Origin of the sequence: Listeria farberi (assembly GCF_014229295.1) — a bacterium.
Taxonomy (GTDB): Bacteria; Bacillota; Bacilli; order Lactobacillales; family Listeriaceae; genus Listeria; species Listeria farberi.
Genome location: NZ_JAARZL010000001.1, coordinates 959,747 through 981,984, shown reverse-complemented (window position 1 = coordinate 981,984; position 22,238 = coordinate 959,747). Strand labels below are relative to the sequence as shown.

General features: G+C 38.3%; 25 protein-coding genes, 1 pseudogene and 1 other annotated feature. Of the genes and pseudogenes, 3 read left to right on the top strand and 23 right to left on the bottom strand.

The genetic code is table 11. The features are described 5' to 3' along the window. Nucleotides 1-104: 104 nt before the first annotated feature. From pheT to HCB38_RS04915, 3 genes are all read right to left on the bottom strand, one after another. Entirely contained in the window at nucleotides 105-2,513 is a 2,409-nt protein-coding gene (gene pheT, locus HCB38_RS04925) for a phenylalanine--tRNA ligase subunit beta (protein ID WP_185637712.1), read from the bottom strand. Further along, the gene (pheS, locus tag HCB38_RS04920) at nucleotides 2,513-3,565 is read right to left on the bottom strand and encodes a phenylalanine--tRNA ligase subunit alpha (RefSeq protein ID WP_185318555.1); all 1,053 of its coding nucleotides are present in this window, start codon (nucleotides 3,563-3,565) and stop codon (nucleotides 2,513-2,515) included. Before pheS ends, pheT begins: the two co-directional genes overlap by 1 nt. Before the next feature lie 45 nt (nucleotides 3,566-3,610). Next, nucleotides 3,611-3,840: a binding site (T-box leader), on the bottom strand. Nucleotides 3,841-3,931: 91 nt separating this feature from the next. After that, a complete protein-coding gene (locus HCB38_RS04915; protein WP_003721618.1) occupies nucleotides 3,932-4,255 on the bottom strand; it encodes a winged helix-turn-helix transcriptional regulator in 324 nt (107 codons plus the stop codon). A gap of 157 nt (nucleotides 4,256-4,412) precedes the next feature. On the opposite strand from HCB38_RS04915, the gene HCB38_RS04910 reads away from it, so the two are divergent. Further along, entirely contained in the window at nucleotides 4,413-4,772 is a 360-nt protein-coding gene (locus HCB38_RS04910; protein ID WP_003721617.1) for a DUF6054 family protein, read from the top strand. Between the two features lie 44 nt (nucleotides 4,773-4,816). Here HCB38_RS04910 and HCB38_RS04905 read toward each other — a convergent pair whose 3' ends face one another. The 7 genes and pseudogenes from HCB38_RS04905 to HCB38_RS04875 form a co-directional block, all read right to left on the bottom strand. Continuing rightward, nucleotides 4,817-5,575 carry a TrmH family RNA methyltransferase gene (locus tag HCB38_RS04905; RefSeq protein ID WP_185318554.1) on the bottom strand — a complete coding sequence of 253 codons (759 nt, stop codon included), beginning with the start codon at nucleotides 5,573-5,575 and terminating at the stop codon, nucleotides 4,817-4,819. 25 nt (nucleotides 5,576-5,600) lie between these two features. Continuing rightward, a complete protein-coding gene (locus HCB38_RS04900) occupies nucleotides 5,601-6,680 on the bottom strand; it encodes a M42 family metallopeptidase (RefSeq protein WP_185318553.1) in 1,080 nt (359 codons plus the stop codon). A gap of 110 nt (nucleotides 6,681-6,790) precedes the next feature. Continuing rightward, nucleotides 6,791-7,804, bottom strand: coding sequence for a glucosaminidase domain-containing protein (locus HCB38_RS04895; protein WP_221630327.1), 1,014 nt, complete (start codon nucleotides 7,802-7,804; stop codon nucleotides 6,791-6,793). A gap of 272 nt (nucleotides 7,805-8,076) precedes the next feature. Next, the gene (locus HCB38_RS04890; protein ID WP_185619995.1) at nucleotides 8,077-8,946 is read right to left on the bottom strand and encodes a glucosaminidase domain-containing protein; all 870 of its coding nucleotides are present in this window, start codon (nucleotides 8,944-8,946) and stop codon (nucleotides 8,077-8,079) included. A 345-nt stretch (nucleotides 8,947-9,291) separates the two neighbouring features. Next, nucleotides 9,292-9,840, bottom strand: a complete 549-nt coding sequence (locus HCB38_RS04885; protein WP_185637710.1) for a DUF2812 domain-containing protein — start codon at nucleotides 9,838-9,840, stop codon at nucleotides 9,292-9,294. A 2-nt stretch (nucleotides 9,841-9,842) separates the two neighbouring features. After that, entirely contained in the window at nucleotides 9,843-10,154 is a 312-nt protein-coding gene (locus HCB38_RS04880; protein ID WP_185318551.1) for a PadR family transcriptional regulator, read from the bottom strand. A gap of 137 nt (nucleotides 10,155-10,291) precedes the next feature. After that, nucleotides 10,292-10,395 (bottom strand): annotated as a pseudogene (locus tag HCB38_RS04875) (DNA topology modulation protein); the annotation flags it as partial. Nucleotides 10,396-10,483: 88 nt separating this feature from the next. On the opposite strand from HCB38_RS04875, the gene HCB38_RS04870 reads away from it, so the two are divergent. Next, a complete protein-coding gene (locus HCB38_RS04870; protein ID WP_070250510.1) occupies nucleotides 10,484-10,933 on the top strand; it encodes a DMT family transporter in 450 nt (149 codons plus the stop codon). Between the two features lie 14 nt (nucleotides 10,934-10,947). After that, nucleotides 10,948-11,415, top strand: coding sequence for a DMT family transporter (locus tag HCB38_RS04865; RefSeq protein WP_003729724.1), 468 nt, complete (start codon nucleotides 10,948-10,950; stop codon nucleotides 11,413-11,415). Nucleotides 11,416-11,460: 45 nt separating this feature from the next. On the opposite strand, the gene HCB38_RS04860 is transcribed toward HCB38_RS04865, so the two are convergent. The 13 genes from HCB38_RS04860 to HCB38_RS04800 form a co-directional block, all read right to left on the bottom strand. After that, nucleotides 11,461-12,027, bottom strand: a complete 567-nt coding sequence (locus HCB38_RS04860) for a cob(I)yrinic acid a,c-diamide adenosyltransferase (protein WP_185318550.1) — start codon at nucleotides 12,025-12,027, stop codon at nucleotides 11,461-11,463. Continuing rightward, nucleotides 11,991-13,526 carry a cobyric acid synthase gene (locus HCB38_RS04855; RefSeq protein WP_185619926.1) on the bottom strand — a complete coding sequence of 512 codons (1,536 nt, stop codon included), beginning with the start codon at nucleotides 13,524-13,526 and terminating at the stop codon, nucleotides 11,991-11,993. The genes HCB38_RS04860 and HCB38_RS04855 overlap by 37 nt, the downstream gene beginning before the upstream one ends. After that, nucleotides 13,526-14,332: an energy-coupling factor ABC transporter ATP-binding protein, CbiO family gene (locus tag HCB38_RS04850; RefSeq protein WP_185637708.1), complete on the bottom strand. Its 807-nt coding sequence runs from the start codon at nucleotides 14,330-14,332 to the stop codon at nucleotides 13,526-13,528. Before HCB38_RS04850 ends, HCB38_RS04855 begins: the two co-directional genes overlap by 1 nt. Before the next feature lie 12 nt (nucleotides 14,333-14,344). After that, nucleotides 14,345-15,022, bottom strand: a complete 678-nt coding sequence (locus HCB38_RS04845) for an energy-coupling factor ABC transporter transmembrane protein (RefSeq protein WP_185637706.1) — start codon at nucleotides 15,020-15,022, stop codon at nucleotides 14,345-14,347. Continuing rightward, nucleotides 15,009-15,305, bottom strand: a complete 297-nt coding sequence (locus HCB38_RS04840) for an energy-coupling factor ABC transporter substrate-binding protein (protein ID WP_185318546.1) — start codon at nucleotides 15,303-15,305, stop codon at nucleotides 15,009-15,011. The genes HCB38_RS04845 and HCB38_RS04840 overlap by 14 nt, the downstream gene beginning before the upstream one ends. Further along, nucleotides 15,302-15,952, bottom strand: a complete 651-nt coding sequence (locus HCB38_RS04835; RefSeq protein WP_185638008.1) for an energy-coupling factor ABC transporter permease — start codon at nucleotides 15,950-15,952, stop codon at nucleotides 15,302-15,304. Before HCB38_RS04835 ends, HCB38_RS04840 begins: the two co-directional genes overlap by 4 nt. Nucleotides 15,953-16,032: 80 nt before the next feature. Continuing rightward, complete coding sequence (locus HCB38_RS04830) at nucleotides 16,033-16,743, bottom strand: cobalt-factor II C(20)-methyltransferase (RefSeq protein ID WP_185637704.1); 711 nt, start codon at nucleotides 16,741-16,743, stop codon at nucleotides 16,033-16,035. Continuing rightward, nucleotides 16,736-17,521, bottom strand: coding sequence for a sirohydrochlorin cobaltochelatase (locus HCB38_RS04825; RefSeq protein ID WP_185318544.1), 786 nt, complete (start codon nucleotides 17,519-17,521; stop codon nucleotides 16,736-16,738). Before HCB38_RS04825 ends, HCB38_RS04830 begins: the two co-directional genes overlap by 8 nt. Beyond that, entirely contained in the window at nucleotides 17,518-18,999 is a 1,482-nt protein-coding gene (gene cobA, locus HCB38_RS04820) for a uroporphyrinogen-III C-methyltransferase (RefSeq protein ID WP_185637702.1), read from the bottom strand. Before cobA ends, HCB38_RS04825 begins: the two co-directional genes overlap by 4 nt. After that, nucleotides 18,999-19,751, bottom strand: coding sequence for a precorrin-6A reductase (gene cobK / locus HCB38_RS04815; RefSeq protein ID WP_185637700.1), 753 nt, complete (start codon nucleotides 19,749-19,751; stop codon nucleotides 18,999-19,001). Before cobK ends, cobA begins: the two co-directional genes overlap by 1 nt. Then, nucleotides 19,748-20,473, bottom strand: a complete 726-nt coding sequence (gene cobJ, locus HCB38_RS04810; RefSeq protein WP_185619936.1) for a precorrin-3B C(17)-methyltransferase — start codon at nucleotides 20,471-20,473, stop codon at nucleotides 19,748-19,750. Before cobJ ends, cobK begins: the two co-directional genes overlap by 4 nt. Further along, on the bottom strand, nucleotides 20,470-21,501 hold the full coding sequence (gene cbiG, locus HCB38_RS04805) for a cobalt-precorrin 5A hydrolase (RefSeq protein ID WP_185637698.1): 1,032 nt from the start codon (nucleotides 21,499-21,501) through the stop codon (nucleotides 20,470-20,472). The genes cobJ and cbiG overlap by 4 nt, the downstream gene beginning before the upstream one ends. After that, entirely contained in the window at nucleotides 21,488-22,237 is a 750-nt protein-coding gene (locus HCB38_RS04800; RefSeq protein WP_185637696.1) for a cobalt-precorrin-4 methyltransferase, read from the bottom strand. The genes cbiG and HCB38_RS04800 overlap by 14 nt, the downstream gene beginning before the upstream one ends. Between the last annotated feature and the right edge of the window lies 1 nt (nucleotide 22,238).

The following is a 22,238-nucleotide window of genomic DNA, read 5'->3' as shown; positions in this document are numbered from 1 at the left end:
GTAAGTGAAGTACTAAAAAAGAAAAGATTTCTACTATTTTGTAAAAAGCAAAAAAAGAACTAAACTAACTGAAAATGTTTTCAGCTAGCTTAGTTCTTCTTCATTTAGCGAATAATGGCGTTTAGTTTTTCTTGTAATGCTTCTACTACTTTGTTAGTAGCTTTTTGGACATCTTCCTCTACTAACGTTCTTTCGCTATCTAAGAAAGTTAATGTGTAGGCGAGAGATTTTTTATTTTCGCCAAGACTCTCTCCTTCGAATATATCAAATAACTCAATGTTAACAAGTAATTTCCCGCCGTGCTCTTTGATTACTTGAGAAATCGCTGCATGGTTGGTATCTCTATCCACAAGTAATGCTAAATCGCGTGTCATTTCTGGATAGCGCGGTATTGGATGATATACAACTTTCGCTTTGGTTGCTTCAAGTAAAGCTGCAACATTGATTTCAAATACATATGTTTCTTTTAAATCGTAGTTTGCCTCTACTGCTGGATGAAGCGCCCCAAGATAGCCGATTTCTTGTCCTTCTAACATAATACTTGCTGTTCTTCCTGGATGGAGCTCTTCTTTTTCTGTTTGTTTCCAGTGAAGCTCTGCGTTGATACCAAGTTTGTTCACTAAACCTTCGACAATTCCTTTTAAAACGAAGAAGTCTACTGGTTTCGATGTTTTTTGCCAATCTGTGATGTGCCAGTTTCCAGTAATTAGGCCTGCTAAATGTTCTTGTTCGATTGGTAAATTGTCACCTTCTGTTGCATAAAAAACTGTTCCCATTTCGTAAAGTGCCACGTCCATATTTTTACGAGCTATATTATAACTTGCGCTACGAATTAATTGCGGCACGATACTTGTTCTTAAATGGCTATGTTCTTCGCTCATTGGCATGGATAAGGCCACAGTTTTTTCATCTGAAAGTGCTAAACGAGTCGCATCTTTTTTAGATGTTAAGGAGTATGTTAAGGCTTGGTTAAGTCCTGCTCCTTCTAAATAAGCGCGCATGACACGACGAGCTTTTTGGCTAGCTGATAAACCTCCTGTTGTGCTTGTCGCCGGAAGCGTTACCGGAATTTCGTCATAGCCGTAAATACGAGCTACTTCTTCTAAAATGTCCGCTTCAATCGTAATATCCCAACGTCTTGATGGTACTTCGATGGTTAGTGTATCATTTTTCACTTCTAACCCAAATCCTAAACGGTCAAAAATAGTTTCGATTTCCGCAGGTGTAATTGCTGTTCCTAAGATACGGTTAATACGTGTTAAACTTGTTTCGATTTTATTCAATGCTTTTTCACGGTTATCTACTTCTATTACACCACCGACTAGTGTTCCGCCACTCAGTTCAGCAATTAAAGCTCCACCGTGCGCAAGTGCCTTTTCTACTTTCCAAGCGTCTGATCCTTTGTCGTAACGAATGCTTGCTTCTGTACGTAGGTATAAATCACGAGATGCTTTACCGATAGAAGAGCTACTGAAAATAGCTCCCTCAAGTGCAACAGTAGTCGTACTCGCTGTAACTTCGGAAAATTCTCCGCCCATAACTCCGGCGATGGCAATTGGTTCTACTCCATTAGTGATAACTGTATGCCCAGTTTGTAATACTCTTTTCTCGCCATCAAGTGTGGTAATTTTTTCTTGTTCTTTTGCAGAACGTACAACGATTTTCTTGCTACCAATTTTATCATAGTCAAAGGAATGTAAAGGTTGTCCGTATAATAAGTTGATGTAGTTTGTGACATCGACCACGTTATTATGTGGGCGAACCCCCGCTTTCATTAATTTTGTTTGAAGCCATAGTGGTGATTCTTTAATTTCAATGTTTTCAACCATTTTAATAGCATAATAAGGTGTTTCTGTTGGGTTTTGTACTTCTACGGAAATAAAATCGTCCGCTTTTCCTTTTTCGGATACATCGGGCTCGGTTGGTTGTGCTGGTTTTTGATGAATAATCGCACCAACCTCGTGAGCTACGCCGTTCATGCTTAATGCGTCTGCTCGGTTTGGTGTAATTGCCATATCAAGGATCGCATCATCTAGGCCAAGTAATGTGATTGCACTTACGCCAGTTTCCACATGTGCAGGTAATACATAAATGCCTTCAGCGTATGCTTTTGGTACAACTTTGCTTTCAAAGCCAAGTTCAGAAAGTGAGCAAATCATTCCTTCTGATACTTCGCCGCGTAGTTTTGCGCGTTTAATTTTAAGTCCACCCGGAAGTCTTGCACCAACTTTGGCTACGATAACTTTTTGTCCAGCAGCTACATTTGGAGCTCCACAAATTATTTGAACTGGTTCTGTTTCGTCTGTTTGAACAAGACATTTATTCAATTTTTCTGCATCAGGATGGCGTTCGCATGATAAAACTTCACCTACCACGACATTTTTTAAACTAGCACTTAATTCTTCTACGCCTTCGATTTCAATTCCTGTTCTTGTAATTGCTTCTCCTAGCTCTTCCGCTGTTAACGGGAAGTCTTGGAAAAACTCTTTGACCCAATTATATGAAACTAACATTAGATTTCCCCCGTTTCTGTACTTTGGAATTGCTTCGTAAAGCGTAAATCATTTGTATAAAGATGCCGAATATCATCCACCGCATATTTCAGCATCGCAACTCGCTCAGGTCCTAAACCAAAAGCAAATCCGCTGTAACGCGTAGAATCAATGCCGGACATTTCAAGTACATTTGGATGTACCATACCACTTCCTAAAATTTCAATCCAACCTGTTCCTTTACAAACGCGGCAGCCTGTACCTCCACATTTGAAACAGGAAATATCCATTTCAACGGAGGGTTCTGTGAACGGGAAGAAAGACGGGCGAAGACGAATTTCACGTTCTTCACCGAACATAGTTTTTGCGAGAACAGTTAGTGTTCCTTTTAAGTCAGCAAATGTAATGTTTTCGCCAACAACTAACCCTTCTATTTGAGTAAACTGGTGGGAGTGAGTCGCATCATCATTATCACGGCGGTAAACTTTCCCTGGACAGATAACTTTGATTGGTCCTTTAGAGAAGTCATGTTTTTCCATTGTTCTAGCTTGTACAGGTGAAGTTTGGGTACGTAATAAAGTATTTTCTGTAATATAGAAGCTATCTTGCATATCGCGAGCTGGGTGATCTTTTGGCAAATTTAGTGCTTCGAAGTTGTAGTAATCTAGTTCTACTTCTGGGCCTTCTGCGATTTCGTAACCCATTCCAATGAACATATCTTCCATTTCTTCAATTACTTGTGTTAAAAGGTGTTTTGTTCCAATACTTGGAGCAGTCCCTGGTAAGGTAACGTCAATAGTTTCTGCTTTTAACTTTTCATTGATTGCTGCTGTTTCTAAAACTTGTTGTTTACTGGAAATCGCTTCTGTTAATGCGGTTCTTACTTCATTAGCAAGTGAACCCATTTTTGGTCGTTCTTCTGCGGAAAGTTTCCCCATTTGTTTCATGATTTCGGTCATCGGGCCTTTTTTACCTAGGTATTTTACCCGTAAGTCGTTCAATGTTTTTAAGTCTGATGCTTCGTTGATTTGCGTTTCTGCTTCACTTTTCAACGTCTGTAACTGTTCTAACATACCGTTCACTCCTTCTTTTTAGACAAAATAAAAAAGCTCTATCCACAAAGGGACGAGACTTCTCGCGGTACCACCCTAATAAGAACAAAAAATTGTTCCCACTCATAATTCGATAACGGCTTAGTAACCGGACCACCTTCACACATATCGTGCTTCTCGGGGGGCGACTCCAGAGGTGAAATGTTCGCAAATTCGTTTGTAAAGTGGCTTCCAGTCTATGACCACTTCTCCCTATACAGACTCACTATGCTACTTGGCTCTTTCATTGTCTTTACTTATTTAGATAGTTTCTATTATAGTATGGTTCTATGAAAGATTCAAGCTAAAAAATAATCTCCCCATATTAGCAGGAGAGATTATCTCTTTTTAATTAGGTACTTCTACCCATTTATCCGCCCAGCACTGGACTTCAAGCATTACTTCTTGGAGTGCTTTCCCTTTTTCGGTTAATTCATATTCAATGCGTACAGGAGTTTCTGGATAAACTTGTCTTAAGCAAATATCCATTTCCTCAAGTTCCTTCAAACGTTCTGCAAGCACCCGATCACTCATTTGTGGGATCTCAGCGGCAACTTGTTTAAACCTTTTTGGACCAGTCAGTAAGACATTGATGATAAGTCCAGTCCAGCGTTTACCTAGTAATTGGAACGCCGATTCAAACTTCGGACATACTGTATGTGCATCAGTCATAATTCTCACCTCTAACGTTATTGTACCATATCTATCATCAGAAAGTAACTAATAAATATTATGTTGCTTATTTTTAGTAAGTTTAAGATCAGTTGACCAAATTATTCTTCTGCCTTAAACTAAATTTATAAGACTATTTATGGAAGGAGATAGTAATATGCCATCCATTCGTTATATTGTTAAAACGGACGTTGCAGAAACCTTCGAAATAATTAAAGCTGGTCAAGTGGGATCGAATATCGTGTTTTCTGAAGTTAGAACCTTTGATTTTGGAGAACTTGCAACACTTGCTTGCGAAAAGTTTTATTTCCGCTCTTCGAATCGTGCAGCACTTTTTGTTACTATTAATAATTTTCATGGAGAAACAGAAGTAACGATAATCTCCACTGGTAGTTCGAATGGTTTCTTTACTGGGATAGACTGGGGTGCAGCATTTGATTATATGCATAGTGTTGTAGCTGACTTAAAACGTGTTGCTATTCGGGAGGTGGCAATTGAAAAACAAGAAGAAATCTAAAAAAATGGTGACTAAGTTGATTTGACTTAGCCACCACTTTTTCTTTATTTTCTTAAGCCATACAATAAAATTCCAGCCGCAACTGCGACATTCAACGATTCACTGTCTCCATATATTGGAATATATACTTTTTCAGAAAGACGATCTTGTAATTCAGGAGAAATGCCATTACCTTCATTTCCGACCATCAACGCTAAAGTGTCACGTTTTATCATGTCGTTTAATGATTTCGCTTGGTCATCGAGAACTGCACCAATAACTGGAACGCCCTCTTCTTCTAAATTCAGAATCCAGTCAAATAAATCTGCTTGAATAACGGGAATATGGAAATGACTACCTTGCGTACTACGAATTACTTTAGGATTATAAAGATCTGCACTTCCCTTGCCAAGCACGACACAATCATATCCAGCGGCATCCGCAGTGCGAATTAACGTACCTACATTACCCGGATCTTGTACCGCATCTACTAACAACAATTTTTTACCATATAAAAGCATCATATCTGGTTCAGAAGTTGCAACTACAGCAAAGACGCCTTGTTCTGTCATTGTATCGCTAATTAAATGGCTGATTTCTGTGCTGATTTCAAATACATCGTAATCCCCTTTTAACCACTCTTCCGGAACAGAAACACCACTTGAAACAAGCAGCTCCATCACTAAACCATCTTGACGTAAAGCTTCTTCCACTAAATGGAAGCCTTCCACCAAATAGGTTCCTGTTTTATCGCGGCCTTTTCTTGTTTGTAGTTTTTTCCATGTTTTGACACGGTCGTTTTTTACTGATTGAATCTGTTCCATAAAAGTTGCCCTCTTTTCTCGAAACTCAACCTAGGCGAATTTCTGTTACTTTTTCTTCATTTAAACGTTTAACTACTTCTGTAATTAGTTTTACAGCATTTTCAAAATCATCACGGTGTAGCATGGAGGAATGAGAATGAATGTAGCGTGTTGCAATTGTAATGGACAAGGACGGGATTCCGTTGCCAGTCAAATGGATAGAACCAGCATCTGTCCCCCCCATTGGGATTGCTTCATATTGATAAGGGATAGATAGTTCATCCGCTACATCTGTTACAAAATCACGAAGACCAGCATGAGCTACCATCGATGCATCATAAACAACAATTTGTGGTCCTTTGCCCATTTTACTCATTGCTTCTTTGTCCGTTACTCCAGGTGTGTCCCCAGCAATACCTACATCTACAGCAAAGCCAATATCTGGTTGCACAAAATGTGCTGCTGTTTTGGCTCCTCGTAAACCGACTTCTTCTTGAACAGTCCCCACACCATAAACGATATTTGGATGTTGTTCTTCTTGTAAGTTTTTAAGTACTTCAATAGCAATTGCAAGGCCAATACGGTTATCCCACGCTTTTGCAAGTAAGAATTTTTCATTTTTCATCACGGTAAAATCAAATGCTGGGACAATCATATCTCCTGGGCGGATTCCGTAACTTTCCACTTCTGCTTTATCAACTGCACCAACGTCAATAAACATATCCTTAATATCGAATGATTTTTGACGTTCTGCTGCTGTCATAACATGTGGTGGCTTGGAACCAATAACGCCGGTGATTTCTTCGCCCGAGCGTGTCACAATGGTTACTTTTTGTGCAAGCATTACTTGGGAAACCCAGCCGCCTACTGTCTGAAATTTAATAAAACCGTTATCGTCAATTTGTGTCACCATAAAACCAACTTCATCTAAATGGCCGGCAATCATAATTTTAGGGCCTTTTTCTGTTCCGATTTTTTTAGCAACGGCACTTCCTAAACCATCTGTTTCAAAACTATCCGCTAGCGGTTCGATGTATTCACGGAATACATTTCTAACTGCGCGTTCATTACCAGGAATACCTTTTGCATCTGTTAGTGCTTTTAACATCTTTAATTGCTCATCCATATAAATAGTCCTCCTTATAAACTCCTTTTTTATTATAACAGTTTCTTTCTAAAAATCCTCTGAAAACGAAAAAAAAGCCGAAAGAGCTATTCGACTTTTTTGGATATTTATTACCAAGCTATTGATTGAATGTTTAGTAAGGGCAAATTAAGCGCTGTTTTGCCTTTTGTTTCTTTTTTTGCAATCGTCGGGTTGTGTAGTTCTGAGACATCAATCTCCATATTAATTACTAAACGATTTTGATCATCTGTTTTAAGTAAAGCGTCACGGGTCGGAGCATAATCTTCTAATTGATAGAAGTTTTTTATAGCGGTACTTTCAATCCAACCAATAGAATCGCCATTATGATGAAGGTGATACCAAGAAATATTGGAATCAGTCACTTTTACTTCTCGATTAATTGAAACTTGATGTCCAAAATATTTAGTTGTTTTTTCGACTGGATTTGCTCCTTTTGTTCCAGCTGGAGCTGACCAAATAAAGCAATTATCTTTTGTAGCTACTTCACCAGCAGCTTTGATTGCTTTATCAGATACTCGTTCGCTATAAACTGTATCGTATTTATCTAAATTTGCTTTTTTAATTAGTTCGATTAATTTTGCTGCATACTCTGGATCAGATGAATAACCTGTTTTTCCAAGAGCAATAGCTGCCTTTTCAAAGTCATACTCTTTGATTAGTCCTCCGTATAAATGAGGGTTCCAAGATGGGCCTTTGACAAATAAAAGTGCGTGGTCATTCATTGATTCATACCAACCTGGGTATGCGCGGAAATTAGCATCCGTACCAACCCATACCACTCCGTTGTGTTCTTTCGTTGGTAATTTAATGGAAGATCCATTATAAGAGCCTTTGATTCCAAATAAATTATTGCCATCTTTTGCTAGCATACTCTCTCCCCAATTGGATTCTAGTATAGCTTGCGAAATAGTAATACTTGCTAAAATACCGTGTTCTCTTTGCACTTTTTGAGCATGCGGCGCAATCTCATTAATAAACTTCTCTTGCTTGGAAGTTAAGCCGTCCTCTAGACCAGCAGCTTGGGAGTAGATTGGTAAGGCACATAATGTAATTGTTATTCCAAGACCAATTGTCACCAAATGCTTCTTTGCGAGTTGTAACATAATGATTTATTGCACATCCTTCTTTGATTTATCCTTCTGGCTTTTTAGTGCTTGCCAGAAAACATTGTCTTTTAAACAACCATTTCATTCTATCAAAAGTTTCTTGTAATACACATTACTTTTACATTACGTATGTTACAAAAGATGGGATGTTTTGCTATAAGGCTATTCTGCTATCCTCGCTTTTCTGAAAATAAAAAAGAAAAAGAGCTCAAAAAGGACTTTTTGCCTATAAATAAGACAAGTCATTTTGGCTCTTTTTCGTTATTTTATTACTTTTTCTTGATTAATTCTTTCTTAACCCAACCGATTGGTTCATCCTTTACTGCAATTTGATACCAAGTTCCACTATCTGTTTTTGCTTCTCTAAGAAGTTTTAAATCTTCTCGTTTATAATAGTTAATTTCTTCTACTTTTTGAGCTCCTGTTAGTCCATATGGTCTTGTCCAAATAGCTCCCGATATGTCTTCTTTCACATTACCATAGCCAGTTGATTTTGTATCATAGTAAATTTTATCATCAATTCGATCGTATAATTGTAAATCATAGTTTTCGATGATAGAGATGAGTTTTTCTGCATAGTCTGGGTCTGTTGCATAACCGGCAGTTTGCAATTCTTGTGCAGCTTTTTTATAATTATCTGCCGCCACCACGCCATTATATTTATCTTTATTCCAAGTAGTACCTTTTAAAAATAATTCTGCATGCGCATCTAGTGATTCATTCCAATCTTTATACTTTCTAAAATTAGCTTTAATTTCAATCCATTTACCGTCCACAAATTCTTTTGTCGTCATCGAAACCATAGGCTGTGGTGCCTTTCCTTTGACCCCAAAAAGGTTATTTCCTTTTTCAGCCAAGCCGCTTTGTCCCCAATCCGACTCTAAAATAGCTTGTGCTAAAGTAATACTTGTTAAAATCCCATGTTTTTCTTGAATTTCTTGTGCATGTGGTGAAAGTTTATTTAAAAAGTTCTGCTCTTTGGAATGGAAAGCAGGGTCCGGTTCTGGTGCGGTCATAATTAAGTACTGTTGCCTGACAACCGATGCAATGACTCCTACTAAAATGATAAGAAGTAAAATTCCCGCTATTCCAAGTAGTCTTTTCTGTTTTTTCTTTTTGGATAATTTTCTATATTTCAGATGTCGTCACGCCTTTCTGTCTACGAACCTCTTAATGGTACTAGAATACGTTACTTTTAACACAAATGCAATCCATCTAGGGGTCTATTTTAATGAATTTAAGAAATCTTTAACATTTTTGGATACAGATGGAATTGTTGGTGCATAACCGTTGAAAGCATCACTGACATAAATGTTTCTTTTATTTGTAACATTTGCCATCAATTAGTCATATATTTTAGTATGGTTTTGCAAGTGTACTTTTTTGCAGATGTTTTTTCGAAAAAAATCGTTTTTCTTCTATATATAATAGTGATTTTAGCAAAAAAAGATTACGGAATTTGAGCCGTAATCTTTTTTTGCTTATTAAGATTTCCTTGCAACTAAATTATTTATTTTTCTGGTTAAGTTGAAAAACATCTTTCCATATAATGATACGAGAATAATAAACATAATAAAAATAAATGTAGTGACTCCAAAATAATTATCCATTGGAAAAATAAGCAGTAATTCAAACAATAAAAACAAACTCATAATTACACCAAAAATGGTCCAACGGGTCCGGATTCTTTTGTAGAGTTGGATTAACGAATCTTTATCTGTAAAGATAGCTTCGTTTGTTTTCCCAGGCTCTATAGCTTTACGAAAGTACATCCAATTACCATTTAAAACAGGATAGCAATAAACATTTTCCCAGCCAGCATCTGCAAACAATGTTTTATAAGCTTCCTCATCTCCTTCATTCGCTTTAAAATCAATCGCATAGCTATATATCGCAGGTTCCCCTTGTTCAAAATGATATCTAAAAGATTTATATGCTTTGAAAAACCAACCTTTTTGGGCCATCTCATTTAAATAAGCTGCTTCTTTTTCCATGTTATCAACTGTAAAAAACTTAAAGACTTTTTTCTCCATTGTTAAACCTCCCTCGAATTTCTATACAATTCTTCAATACGTGTTTTTTCTAAAAGCAAAATATCATTGCCTAATTTGGTGATTTGATAGATTTTCCGATTGCTTTCTTCTTGAATAATTTGGATTAATTGGTCTTTGTTCATTTTAGAAAGACTACCATAAATTGTTCCTGGACCAAGTTTAATTCGTTCATTAGTCATCTTTGCTACATTTTCGATAATTGCATAACCATGTCTTGGTTCAACAAGAGATAGTAATATGTAAAAGGCCGTTTCAGTCATTGGTAGATATGTTTTCCTTAATTTATCCTCCATAATTATATCGCACCTCGATGTATTTGATACTCATAATATATCACGGTTCGATATAATTTGCAATAATCTCTTTTGAATTTTGGAAAAACTGTTTTTTCGATGTCGGTTCGTCCTATCTCCTTCTCTTCTCATTTTCAGACAATGCAATCTGTTTCAAAATAATCATTTGTAGCTACTTGGAAACTTTTTTAGCTAAAGTGGTTTTGCCGCTTCCAACAGATCCGATTATTCGAATTTTTATAAAAACACCTCACTTTAAATTAAATACTATCTTTTTACCCTTCTTTTATTTTATAATTATCTCATTGTGATAAAAGGGAGGGAAATTTTTGATTATATTATTTATTGTATCAGGTCTACTCGCGGGGATGGTATTACCCGTTCAAACAGCCATCAATACGAGACTCAGTACATATACGAAATCCCCATTTATAGCTTCATGGGTTTCTTTTATGGTAGGGACGACTGTTTTACTTATCGTTTGCTTATTTACACAAAAATCATGGCCGATATCTTCAGAAATGATTGCCTCAAATCCTTGGTATATTTGGGTTGGTGGCGGAACATTAGGTGTTATTTTTTTAACAGCTAATATTTTACTTTTACCACGGCTTGGCTCCGCACTGCTTGTGATGATTACGGTTTGTGGACAAATGATTATGGCAATTATTATTGATAATTTTGGTTTATTTCAAGTACCAATGCATGAGATTAATATCGAACGTCTACTTGGCGTTATTTTAATGTTCGGTGGCATTTATTTGATGCAACGCTTTTAAAAGGAGGAGAAAACATGACAAAAAGATCATCCAAATCATTATTACTATTTATGGCAATGGGACTTGTTTCTGGACTACTTTCCCCGATTCAAACGTCGATTAATAGCCAACTTCGGCTCACTGTCGGTTCTCCTTTTGTGGCATCATTTATTTCCTTTTTAGTTGGGACGACTTTGCTTACACTGGTTTGCTTAATTGTGGAGCGTCGTTTGACTTTTCAACTGAAAGGTGTCGGTCGAATTCCTTGGTGGGTTTTCACTGGTGGTGCGCTTGGAGTGCTCTTCGTAACTTCTAACATTTTACTTTTACCATTACTCGGCTCAGCAATGACGGTTGTTTTAGCACTTTGTGGACAAATGATTATTGCACTTATTATTGATCATTTTGGCTTTTTCGGAGTTATTCCACATCCAATTAATCGTTACCGAATGATTGGTGTGTTGTTAATGCTCATTGGTGTATTTTTAATTCAACGCTTCTAAAAAAAGGAAAACCTCTCCAGATTTGATGTCTGAAGAGGTTTTTTATTATTTCTTTTTATTGCGGAAAACAAGTTCGGAGTTTTTGTAGAAAATATCTGTTTCACCAGCACGGTAATTAACTACTCTGGCAACAGCAAAAAAATAATCCGATAAACGGTTGACGTATTTTAACACTTCTTCGTTACTTGAAGCGATTTTTAGCATACCAACAATTTCGCGTTCAGCTCTTCTTGTTACGGTTCTAGCCATGTGAAGTAAAGAGGCAGCTTGGGTTCCACCTGGCAGGATGAATTTTTCGATTTCTGGGGGTTCATCGGCGTAGATGTCAATTCGGTCTTCTAGCCACGCAACAGGCTCGCTCGTTAATTTGTAATCACGCTTGCCTTCTTCGGTTGCAAGATCCCCTCCTGCATCAAATAATTGTTGTTGAATTTGTTCAAGTTCGGCTTGAATTTCTGGTTCGTCTCCAAGAGTTGTAATCGTATAACCAATCAACGAGTTGAGTTCATCCAATGTACCATATGCATCAATACGGATATTATCTTTACTTACTTTGCTACCCCCAATAATTCTTGTCATTCCTTTATCGCCGGTTTTTGTGTAGATACGCATATTTTTTCTCCTTTCATGATTTTTTCTAGTTGGTCCATTTGAATATTTGCTTCTAAAAGGGCCGCTAGTTTGTCGTATTCTTGTTCTTTATGTTCTTTCAAATTAATGATTTTATGCGGATAAACGGATTTGTTTTTGCGAGTTAGTAGTTCGCCAAATAAATTCCCTAAGAAAACGTCGTTGTCGAAAATACCATGAATATAGGTACCGATGATATTTTTGTTAGCGGAAATAGCGCCATCTTGATGGATCTCCTGGTTTCCGTTCACCGCTTCAATTTCGCAAAATGGATGAGTACGCTCTCCACGTTTCGTCTCGCCCATGTGGATTTCGTATCCTTCAACGGGTTCACCTGAAAGTGTCACCCCCGTAATTTGGGTAGTGCGTTTTTGATGGAGAAAAATTGTCTCAGTATCTAGTAAGCCAAGTCCAGCTATCTCTAGTTGTTTACTTTCTACTTGATTCGGATCGAGCATTTTTTGACCGAGCATTTGGTAACCGCCACAAATTCCGATTACTTTCCCGTCATTTTCTGCATATTCTTGAATAGCTTTTTTTAGACCGGATTCTTCGAGGAAAGCCATATCTTCTAGTGTATTTTTACTTCCAGGAATAATGACTAAATCCGGGTTCCCAAAATCAGCTATATTTCGAATGTAGCGTACACTGATGTCAGCTTGAATTTCCAGAATATGAAAATCTGTAAAATTAGATATCCGTGGTAAACAGATAATCGCGATGTCAAGTAGCGCACTACTGTCTGGCACGTAATTTTTCCCACTTAGTGAAACACTGTCCTCTTCTTCCAGTTGCAGATTGACATAGGGGATCACACCAATAACAGGGACGCTTGTGAGTTCCTCAATCATATCAATTCCAGGTTGTAAAAGAGCTACATCACCGCGGAATTTATTGATAATAACCCCTTTAATCCGAGAGCGCTCTTCTTCATTTAACAACATTATGGTGCCATAAATCGAAGCAAACACGCCACCTTTATCAATATCAGCAACTAAGACAACTGGCGCATCGACCATTTTTGCCATACCCATATTTACGATATCTCGGTCGTTTAAGTTGATTTCGGCTGGGCTTCCGGCACCTTCTAGTACAATAATATCATTTTCTTCTGCTAAACTCTGGTAAACTGCCTGGATTTTTGGGATAAGTGTTTGTTTGAAATCGTGGTATGTCATAGCATCCATATTAGCTAAAATAGCACCCATAAAAATTACTTGCGACTGCCTGTCATTGGTCGGTTTAAGTAACACGGGGTTCATCCGGACATCTGGAAAAACGCCGGCTGCTTCTGCTTGAAAAACTTGCGCGCGCCCCATTTCATCTCCTGTCGCTGTTATAAAAGAATTGAGGGACATATTTTGTGATTTGAATGGAACGACTCGCTTACCTTTATTTTTGAACAGGCGGCATAGACCTGCTACCAGTATGCTTTTCCCAGCATCAGAAGCGGTACCTTGAATCATTATTTGCTTTACCATTAATTAGTCCCCTTCCCCGTGTGCGTAAAAAAATCGGCTTCTTTTTTGAACAGTGGATAGCCAGCTTGTTGGTGTAATTTAATGAGCCAAGGCTGTACTAATCCCGCTTGTTCGACATTACTTTTCTCTAAGAAAACACTGCTTGTTTCCCCGTCTGTCAGGACTCTCCCATCTTTTAACATATACACATAATCACAAATTTCATAAATTAAATCGATATCATGACTGGAAATAAATATTTTTTTTCCTTGGCTTGCAAGTCGTTCGATGATTTCCATCATGATTTTTTTACCGATTGGATCAAGTCCAGCAGTTGGTTCATCTAAAAGTAACCAATCTGTATCAAGAACAAGGGCACCGGCAATTGCGACACGTTTTTTTTGACCATAGCTTAAATATTGGACTGGCTTATGTTGAAATTCCTTTGCCCCAACAATATCTAACACTTTGGTCACTCGCGCCTCTAGTTCATTTTCACTAACACCTAGGTTTCTAAGCGCAAAGGCCACATCATCACGCACATTGGAATAAAAAATTTGCTGGTCGGGATCTTGGAAAACAATGCTCACTTTTTTTCGTAAAGCAAATAATGCTTTTTTCGTATACGAAAGTGGTTTTCCTTCAAAATAAACGGTTCCATCGCTCGGCTTGTTAATACCAAGTAATTGCATAAAAAGCGTCGATTTACCGGAGCCATTGGCACCAATAAGGCCAATAATATTGCCCTTTTCTAAATCAATTGAAACATCCGTTAAGGCTTGTTTGCCATCTTCGTATTGGAATGAAATATGTTCTGTTTTAAGCAAATTGGCTTCCTCCTAGATATGAAATTCTCCTTGATATAGCTTCACATCAAGTGTTATAACCATTTCATTATATCTTTTCATGACGCGATTGAACAAAGTATTTACGAGCATTCCAAATGAACGATAGCTATTTTTTATTCCATAGTAACCAAAACGAAGGCTCTGCGCTTTTCGTATCGCCGCCGCTTCTTCTAAGAAAATAAAGATAAACCGATAAATTAAAATTGTTAGTTCAATCAGCACTTTTGGAATTAAAATTCGCTTCATCAGCTTTGTTAATTGTATCACGGGAACAGTCAGGACAAAAAAGTAGGTTGCCGCTAAGCAAGCGATACTTCGGAAAAAGACTTGTGTGGCCGTCGTAATAGTCACGTCCGACACACCGAAATACAAACTCCCGATAGAAATCGAAGCAAGAAAACTACTTGGATCTTTAGAAATCGAAATAAGAATCGAAAGTAAACTAAAAAGTAGAAATGAAAATGGTAAAAGGAGCCATTTCAAATATTGTTTAAAGCGGATTTTAACAACATAAAGCGTCAGTGGCACCATACATAAAAATAGTATCGCTTGTACGCGCACGGGACCAGTTAAAGCAAGTATTAGAATTACGACATAAAATAATGCTTTTGCTGATGGCGAAAAAGCTATCCACCGGTTTTGATAAGCATATTTATCAATGGTTAACATCGGTCTCCGCTTTCCGCTTGCCACGACTTACACCAATGACATACGCGATAATTCCTGTTCCAATACACCCTTGAAGTGTAAATAATAAACTTTCAATTTCGCCACTTTTTGGTTCATAAAGAGGTTCGAACCACGGTTCATAGTTTGGATCGATTTTGGTAATTTCTGCTTCGGCTTCCCCGTCCGAACCGCCGTATTCCCCAGTTTTATTGAAGAAGAACGGACTCACCATTAACAAAACAACTAATAGAATTAAAATGACATTGATATTTATTTTTTTCATCGTAATTGTGCCACCTTTTCTGGTAAATTTTTGCTAATAAGATTATACATGACTACCGTTAGTAATCCTTCTGCAATCGCGATTGGAACTTGTGTCACACAGAAAATCGCCATGAATTTTAGAATGGAAGCCATCATACCTGATGCTGGATCTGGGAAAACAACTCCGAGCTGAACGCTGGTGGTTAAGTAGGTTGCTAGGTCAGCTGTCATCGCACACAAGAAAATCGATACACTTTTATTACAGTTTAATTTACGAGCAAGTTTGTATACGACAAAACCAACCATTGGACCGATAACCGCCATCGACATTGCGTTCGCACCAAGTGTTGTAATACCACCGTGCGCAAGTAGTAGCGCTTGGAAAAGCAAGACAATCACACCAAGAACACTAACAACGAGTGGACCGAACATAACTGTTGCAAGGCCAACACCAGTCGGATGCGAACAAGATCCTGTAACGGACGGGATTTTAAGTGCAGAAAGAACGAAGATAAAGGCCGCACATAATGCTAAAAGTAATTTATTATTTTTATCTAGAGCGATTAAATTGCGAATTCGTATTAAACCAAGCACTAGGAAAGGAATAAATACGATTAACCAAAAGACAGCCCATTTAACTGGTAAAAATCCCTCCATAATATGCATTGCGTGTGCGGATTCTGGGTTTGTTAAAGTGAAATAAATAACACCGATTAAAACAAATGGTAGAAACTTCCATAATTTTTTCATTTATATTGCTCCCTTCTTTTTTTCACGATAATCGTGGTAAAGTATGACATTTTTTCGTCTGGATTTATCTCGCTCATGCCGTAAATGATTTTTTCAGTCGCCATGGCAACATCGCTTACTACAACAGCTGCATCAAGTAAATTCAGTTTTTTTAGTAAAGTCGTAAGAAGGGGTAAATTACTTGCTGCTTTCATTAAGACCACTGTGTCAAATAATGTGAGTGCTTGTTCGATTTTTTCAGCACCTGCTGTTACAGGAATGACAGCAAAACTTTCCTCGTCCATTACGAGTGGTAATTCAATCTTAGAAGCAATGTTTGAAAATGATGAAATTCCTGCGAGTGTCGCTGTTTCAATGTCATCTTTCAATAATTCTAGTAAATAGCTATAAGTACTGTAAATCATCGGATCACCAAGTGTAATGAAACCAACGTCATGCCCGTTTTGAACATCTGCTTTGATTTCTTCGGCGATTTCTTTCCATGCAAGCATTTTTTCTTCTTTGTTGTAACTCATGGGAAAATGGCGTTCTTTGATGATTAACGTATCTTTTAAATAAGGAATGACGATTTTCTTAGCTAAACTTTCGCCCCCTTTTTTGGGTTGTGGTGTGTAGAGAATTGCTAAATTCCCGAGTCTTTCTGCGGCTTCCATCGTGACTAATTTGCTGTCTCCGGGGCCTGTACCAATGCCGTAAAATTTAGCCACGAGCTTTCACCCTTTCTATTGCCATGAAAATATGATCGATAAATTGGGCTTGGATAAGTGGATTTTCGCCTAGACCTTGCAAATGACATTCGGTTTGAATGCCGGCTTGTTCCAGTGTACTTTTCCAAGAATCTTCGTCATCCGAAGCCATATCGTTTGTAGCGTGATCTCCTGCTACAAGCATAAATGGCATTAGGTGCGCTTTTTTAATATCCGCTTGTTGTAAACGTTCAATTACTTGGTCAAGAGCAGGATAACTTTCTACAGCACAAAGATAAATTGGTTCGTTTAACAGCATATGGTCAAGGCAAGCATAAGAACTGAAAGCATGGTGTTTTGAGCCATGTCCCATGAGAATTAGCGCTTCTTGCTCTTTTAGAGGTGGCATTTGGTGGCGAATCGCTTCAATCGCTTTTTCGTAATCTTCCATCGAATCAAGTAGCGGTTGGCTGACAATAATGGAATCGAAATCTGGCTTGAATTTTTCCACCTGCGCAGTGATCTTTTCAAATTCGCCACCACTAATAATATGTAGTGACTGAATAATGACTTCTTTGTAGCCTAATTCTTTTAGTTGGTTTAGTGCTTGACTTGGCGTATTGATATGCATATTGTCACGGGTTTTAAGTTTTTTAATAATTTTATTCGATGTAAATGCTCGAAATACAGTATAATCTGGGAATTCTTGGGCCACTCTTTTTTCACAGGCTTCAATCGTTTTTTCTCTTGTTTCTGGATAACTAGTGCCAAAACTAACGACTAAAATCGCTTTTTTCATTGTGGTACTCCTTCTAATTTTGTTTTTTGGATTAGTTCAATTAAACTCTCTGGTGTCGCGTTTTCGGCTTCTTCAAATTCATTAATGCCAAATGACTGCAAGGTTGCGCTCGTGAATTTTCCAATCGAAAGGATTGTTTTCGTTTGTAAAATCGCTTTTTCTTCGGTTGTTAGAACATCAAGTAGGTTTTGGACGGAACGAGAACTGGAAAAACATACTTGTTCAAAGCTTTCGAGGTCAAATGGTCGTTCTGTCACAGGACGCATATCATATAATGGCATCATTTCCAACTTTTCCACTTCCGCTAAAATCGCGCTAACCTCAGCCGTATCAACTATGCTTCCGATAATTAAGTTGCTCGCATTTTTCTGTAACCGTGGTAAATGCTCCAAAATTAATTCTGTGCTCCGTCTTTTAATGAAACTATCTGGAATAATGCCTTTTTCGCTAAAAGCTTCTTTCGTTTGTTTGCCAATAGCAGTAAGATGGGTATTTTTTAGAGAACGAATATCTAAATCGAGCTGGGCTAAATAATCAAAAAATCGTTCTACCGCTTCTTTGGATGTGAAAAGAAGTTCGCTTACTTCGCTTAGTTCTTCATTTGTTTTCGTTGGCACAACATCTAATACTTGAATATTGGGGTACATTGTTACTTCTCCGCCTAAATCGCGAATTTGTTCCGCGAGCATACTTTTTCCAGCTCGTGCTCTTGGAAGTAATACTTTTGTATGGAAAAGTGGCATTTCTTCAAAAAAGTTAAGCCGAGGTCGTAAGCTCACCACATCGCCAACGACAATAAGTGCCGGCGAAGAAATACCAGACTCCGCTACTTTTTGTTCAATGTTTTGTAAGTTTCCGGTAACTGTTAATTGTTTACCGCGAGATGCCCATTGTACAATCGCAACACCCGTTTCGGCTTTTCGACCATTTTCTAGTAAGTTCGCACAAATATTAGGCAAATTAGTCATCCCCATTAAGAAAACGAGCGTACCTTCCAGTCTAGCAAGTGCTTCCCAATCTAGTGGATCGCGTCCTTTTTTCAAATGTCCGGTAATCACGTGAAAACTCGAAGCAAAATCACGATGTGTTACTGGAATTCCAGCATAGGCAAGCCCACCAATCGCGGATGTGATTCCAGGAATAACTTCAAATGGAATTCCTGCTTTATGAAGTGTTTCTCCTTCTTCACCACCTCGGCCAAATACATAAGGGTCTCCTGCTTTTAGACGAACAACCAGCTCATTTGTCGCAGCCTCTCTAACAAGAATTTGTTCGATTTCCTCTTGGGGAATTGGATGATGAAGTGGTTCTTTTCCGACATAAATTAGTTTACAACTTGCTTTTCGTTCTTGGAGCATCGCTGGTTCGACGAGACGATCGTATACAATGACATCTGCCTTTTGGAGCGCTGCTAAGCCTTTCACTGTCAGTAGTTGCGCATCTCCAGGACCTGCACCAATTAACATAACTTTTCCCATTAGTAGACCTCCAATTGACTTAAAATTTCTGGTAGTTCGGTTAAATGATTTATTTCGATTGGATAATTTAATTTTTTGCGGCGAATCACAATAACCGGAATATTTAACTCCTCAGCAGCTGTTAGTTTTTCTTGAAAACCACCTTGTTTTCCGCTTTCTTTGGTAATTACAACATCTGCCCTGGTCATTTCTAATTGTGTTCGGTTTGCTTCTTTGGTGAATGGTCCTTTCATTCCGATGATTTGATCGGCGAGGAGACCAAGTTTTTCTGCGGAACGAATCACATCAGACACTGGTAGTATACGAGCGATAATATGTCGATTTTTTAAACCGGCTACGAACTCCGGTAAATTTTTGCTTCCTGTTGCAAGAAAAATTCGCTGACCAAGTTTCATCGCAACGGTGCAGGCTTCTGCGATATCTGCGACCAAGTATGTATTATCTGTTTGTTCGCTTGTGCGTTCAAAGCGAATATAAGGAATAGCTGCTTCCTTACACGCCTCCATCGCTGTTTCAGAAACGATGGTCGCAAATGGGTGAGTCGCATCAATAACAAGATGAACATTTTCAGCGTGCCATTTTAAGCGCATTTCTTCTTTCGATAATCTGCCACAAAACACATTTTTGGCATGCTGTTTTGCTAAAGTTTCTCCGTAATCCGTTGCGACAGAGAGAATAAAGGTTTGCTTCGTTTCCGTTAGCCAGTCGCTAATGACCAAGCTATCCGAAGTTCCTCCAAGTACAAAAATCATAGGGAGTAACCTCGTGGGGTAATCATTTTACCGTTTTTTACATATGTTTCTTTGTTTCCTACAATGACCATCGTTGTCATATCTACTAATTCATAATCGATTTCGCGCATTGTTGTAATGATTTTCCGCTCTTCTTTTCGACCGACATCTTTAACAATACCAACAACTGTGTCCCCTGATTTATACTCCATCATCTTTTGAAAAGCGTTTGCCAAATGATTGGCGCGTCCTTTACTTCTCGGGTTGTAAAAACAGACCACAAAATCAGCCATCGCAGCATGTGTTAAACGCTTTTCGATTACTTCCCACGGTGTCATTAAATCACTTAAGCTAATATGGCAAAAATCGTGCATAATTGGCGCCCCGAGAACGGCTGCTGCGCCTATACTAGCTGTAATTCCCGGGATTACTTTGACTTCTAGCTCTGGTTTGCTTTTTTCGGCTAGTTCTAAAACCAGTCCAGCCATCCCGTATATACCAGCATCTCCGCTTGAAACAACGGCTACTTTTTTTCCTGTTAAAGCAATATCGACAGCCTTCTGGCAACGATCGATTTCACGGCGCATTCCCGTTTTCACTACTTCTTTATCTTTAATTAATTCTTTGATTAGTTTGATATATGTTACATAGCCGACGATTACATCTGCGTCCGCTATTGCTTCTAGTGCTTCACCAGTCATCAATCGTTTATCTCCTGGGCCAATTCCGATTACATAAATCATTTTGCCACCTCATTATTTTTAATTATTTTTCCTGCTGCGAATGTCACGCCATTTTCGGCAAATCGTTTCGTAATGACGTTTCCATTACTACCAATATCTGCTGATGATAAAGCGACATTTCCAACTTTTACGGTTTTTAGAACAAATTCTGACGTTGGATATTTTTCAGCTACCGTTTGTAATTCTTCTGCAGAATGAACAATAAAATGAATGTTCCACTTTTTCGCTAATTGCAGGATGGCCGGTTCTTCTGCTTTCAATATAATGCTATGGATCTCACGAAATGCGCGCGGATGTATGTTTTCTTGTTCACAAAAATGGGTAAAAACTTCCTCCATTGTTTCCGCTGAAACGCCTTTTTTGCATCCAATACCAAGCACGAATTTCCTTGGTACAAGCTGAATTCTTTCCATTTTTGTATCTGGTAAATTGTATTTGGTCGAGATGAAAATTTGTGGACTAATTTCTTTGTTTGTAAAACCTCGTGAATCTACTTCAAATGGCTCATCTACGTGCAAACTAACTTCTTTTCCTGCGGCGAGCAAGCCATTAATGCGTTTAGTTGTCGCTTTAAAATTTGGTAAATATCCGTCGATTTCTTTGGCGATATTATCAATTGCCGCAACATTTGCACGATCAGTAGCGGTTGTAATTACTGCGGCACCACCAGTTATTGCGGCGATTTGCTCTGTTAACTCATTTGCTCCACCAACATGTCCTGAGAGTAAGCTGATAATAAATTGTCCATATTCATCCATTACAATTACCGCCGGATCTGATAGTTTATCTTGAATGACTGGAGCAAGCGTCCGCACTGCAATACCTGTTGCCATAATACAAATTAATGCCTGATACGTCGTGAACATTTCTCGCATTGCTGTGCCGAAATTCGGCGTTAAAACAGCAGTCTGTTCATTCTGGTGCTTTTCTGGGACAAAGACCGTTCCTGGTACTGTTTTTGTTAATGAAATTGCTAACTCGCGTCCTCGTTCGGTAACTGCGATGATGGCAATTTTATCTGTATTCATGTTTGAAATCCTTATCATATAGTTTAGAATAATAAAATTCTTCGCCGAGAAAATCACCAACCATTATTAGGGCCGTTTTAGTAATTCCTGCTTCTGTCACTTTTCCAGCAATATCTTGAAGCGTGCCAGTTACTTTTTTCTCTTCTGCCCAAGTTGCTTTATAAATAACAGCTGCTGGGGTTTCAGGTTTATAGCCACCTTTGATAAGTTCTGAGACTACTTTTCTGATACCTTGAACAGATAAGAAGATAACCATGGACGTTTGATGCGCTGCGTAAGATCTGAGTGACTCACGTGATGGTACCGGCGTTCTTCCAGCCATTCGAGTAATAATCACACTCTGACTAACTTCGGGAACCGTATATTCAACGCCAAAACTGCTAGCCGCGCCAAGAAATGAACTTACACCTGGTGTACACGTAAATGGAATCGAACGTTTTTTCATTTCCTCCACTTGTTCACGAATCGAACCATAAATAGAAAAGTCTCCTGTTTGCAGACGAACTACTTCTTTACCAGCAGTCACACCAGCTTCCATACAGTCAATAATCTCTATTAAATTCATGCTTGCACTATTATGGATTTCGCAGTCTGGTTTACAGTATTCTAGCAACTCCGGATTTACGAGAGACCCTGCATAAATAACGACATCCGCTTCTTTTAATAATTGATATCCTTTTAATGTAATTAACTCTTTATCTCCTGGTCCTGCTCCGACGAAATGTACTTCTGCCATT

Bases quoted from the DNA above. Each gene is read 5' to 3' on its own strand.
- cobJ (WP_185619936.1), bottom strand. From the start codon at position 20,473: ATGATTTATGTAATCGGAATTGGCCCAGGAGATAAACGATTGATGACT.
- pheS (WP_185318555.1), bottom strand. From the start codon at position 3,565: ATGTTAGAACAGTTACAGACGTTGAAAAGTGAAGCAGAAACGCAAATC.
- HCB38_RS04885 (WP_185637710.1), bottom strand. From the start codon at position 9,840: ATGGAGAAAAAAGTCTTTAAGTTTTTTACAGTTGATAACATGGAAAAA.
- HCB38_RS04905 (WP_185318554.1), bottom strand. From the start codon at position 5,575: ATGGAACAGATTCAATCAGTAAAAAACGACCGTGTCAAAACATGGAAA.
- HCB38_RS04855 (WP_185619926.1), bottom strand. From the start codon at position 13,526: ATGGTAAAGCAAATAATGATTCAAGGTACCGCTTCTGATGCTGGGAAA.
- cbiG (WP_185637698.1), bottom strand. From the start codon at position 21,501: ATGAATACAGATAAAATTGCCATCATCGCAGTTACCGAACGAGGACGC.
- HCB38_RS04895 (WP_221630327.1), bottom strand. From the start codon at position 7,804: ATGTTACAACTCGCAAAGAAGCATTTGGTGACAATTGGTCTTGGAATA.
- cobK (WP_185637700.1), bottom strand. From the start codon at position 19,751: ATGATTTTTGTACTTGGAGGAACTTCGGATAGCTTGGTCATTAGCGAC.
- HCB38_RS04825 (WP_185318544.1), bottom strand. From the start codon at position 17,521: ATGAAAAAAGCGATTTTAGTCGTTAGTTTTGGCACTAGTTATCCAGAA.
- HCB38_RS04865 (WP_003729724.1), top strand. From the start codon at position 10,948: ATGACAAAAAGATCATCCAAATCATTATTACTATTTATGGCAATGGGA.
- HCB38_RS04860 (WP_185318550.1), bottom strand. From the start codon at position 12,027: ATGCGTATCTACACAAAAACCGGCGATAAAGGAATGACAAGAATTATT.
- HCB38_RS04880 (WP_185318551.1), bottom strand. From the start codon at position 10,154: ATGGAGGATAAATTAAGGAAAACATATCTACCAATGACTGAAACGGCC.
- HCB38_RS04835 (WP_185638008.1), bottom strand. From the start codon at position 15,952: ATGCATATTATGGAGGGATTTTTACCAGTTAAATGGGCTGTCTTTTGG.
- HCB38_RS04845 (WP_185637706.1), bottom strand. From the start codon at position 15,022: ATGTTAACCATTGATAAATATGCTTATCAAAACCGGTGGATAGCTTTT.
- HCB38_RS04910 (WP_003721617.1), top strand. From the start codon at position 4,413: ATGCCATCCATTCGTTATATTGTTAAAACGGACGTTGCAGAAACCTTC.
- HCB38_RS04915 (WP_003721618.1), bottom strand. From the start codon at position 4,255: ATGACTGATGCACATACAGTATGTCCGAAGTTTGAATCGGCGTTCCAA.
- HCB38_RS04800 (WP_185637696.1), bottom strand. From the start codon at position 22,237: ATGGCAGAAGTACATTTCGTCGGAGCAGGACCAGGAGATAAAGAGTTA.
- pheT (WP_185637712.1), bottom strand. From the start codon at position 2,513: ATGTTAGTTTCATATAATTGGGTCAAAGAGTTTTTCCAAGACTTCCCG.
- cobA (WP_185637702.1), bottom strand. From the start codon at position 18,999: ATGGGAAAAGTTATGTTAATTGGTGCAGGTCCTGGAGATGCGCAACTA.
- HCB38_RS04840 (WP_185318546.1), bottom strand. From the start codon at position 15,305: ATGAAAAAAATAAATATCAATGTCATTTTAATTCTATTAGTTGTTTTG.
- HCB38_RS04900 (WP_185318553.1), bottom strand. From the start codon at position 6,680: ATGGATGAGCAATTAAAGATGTTAAAAGCACTAACAGATGCAAAAGGT.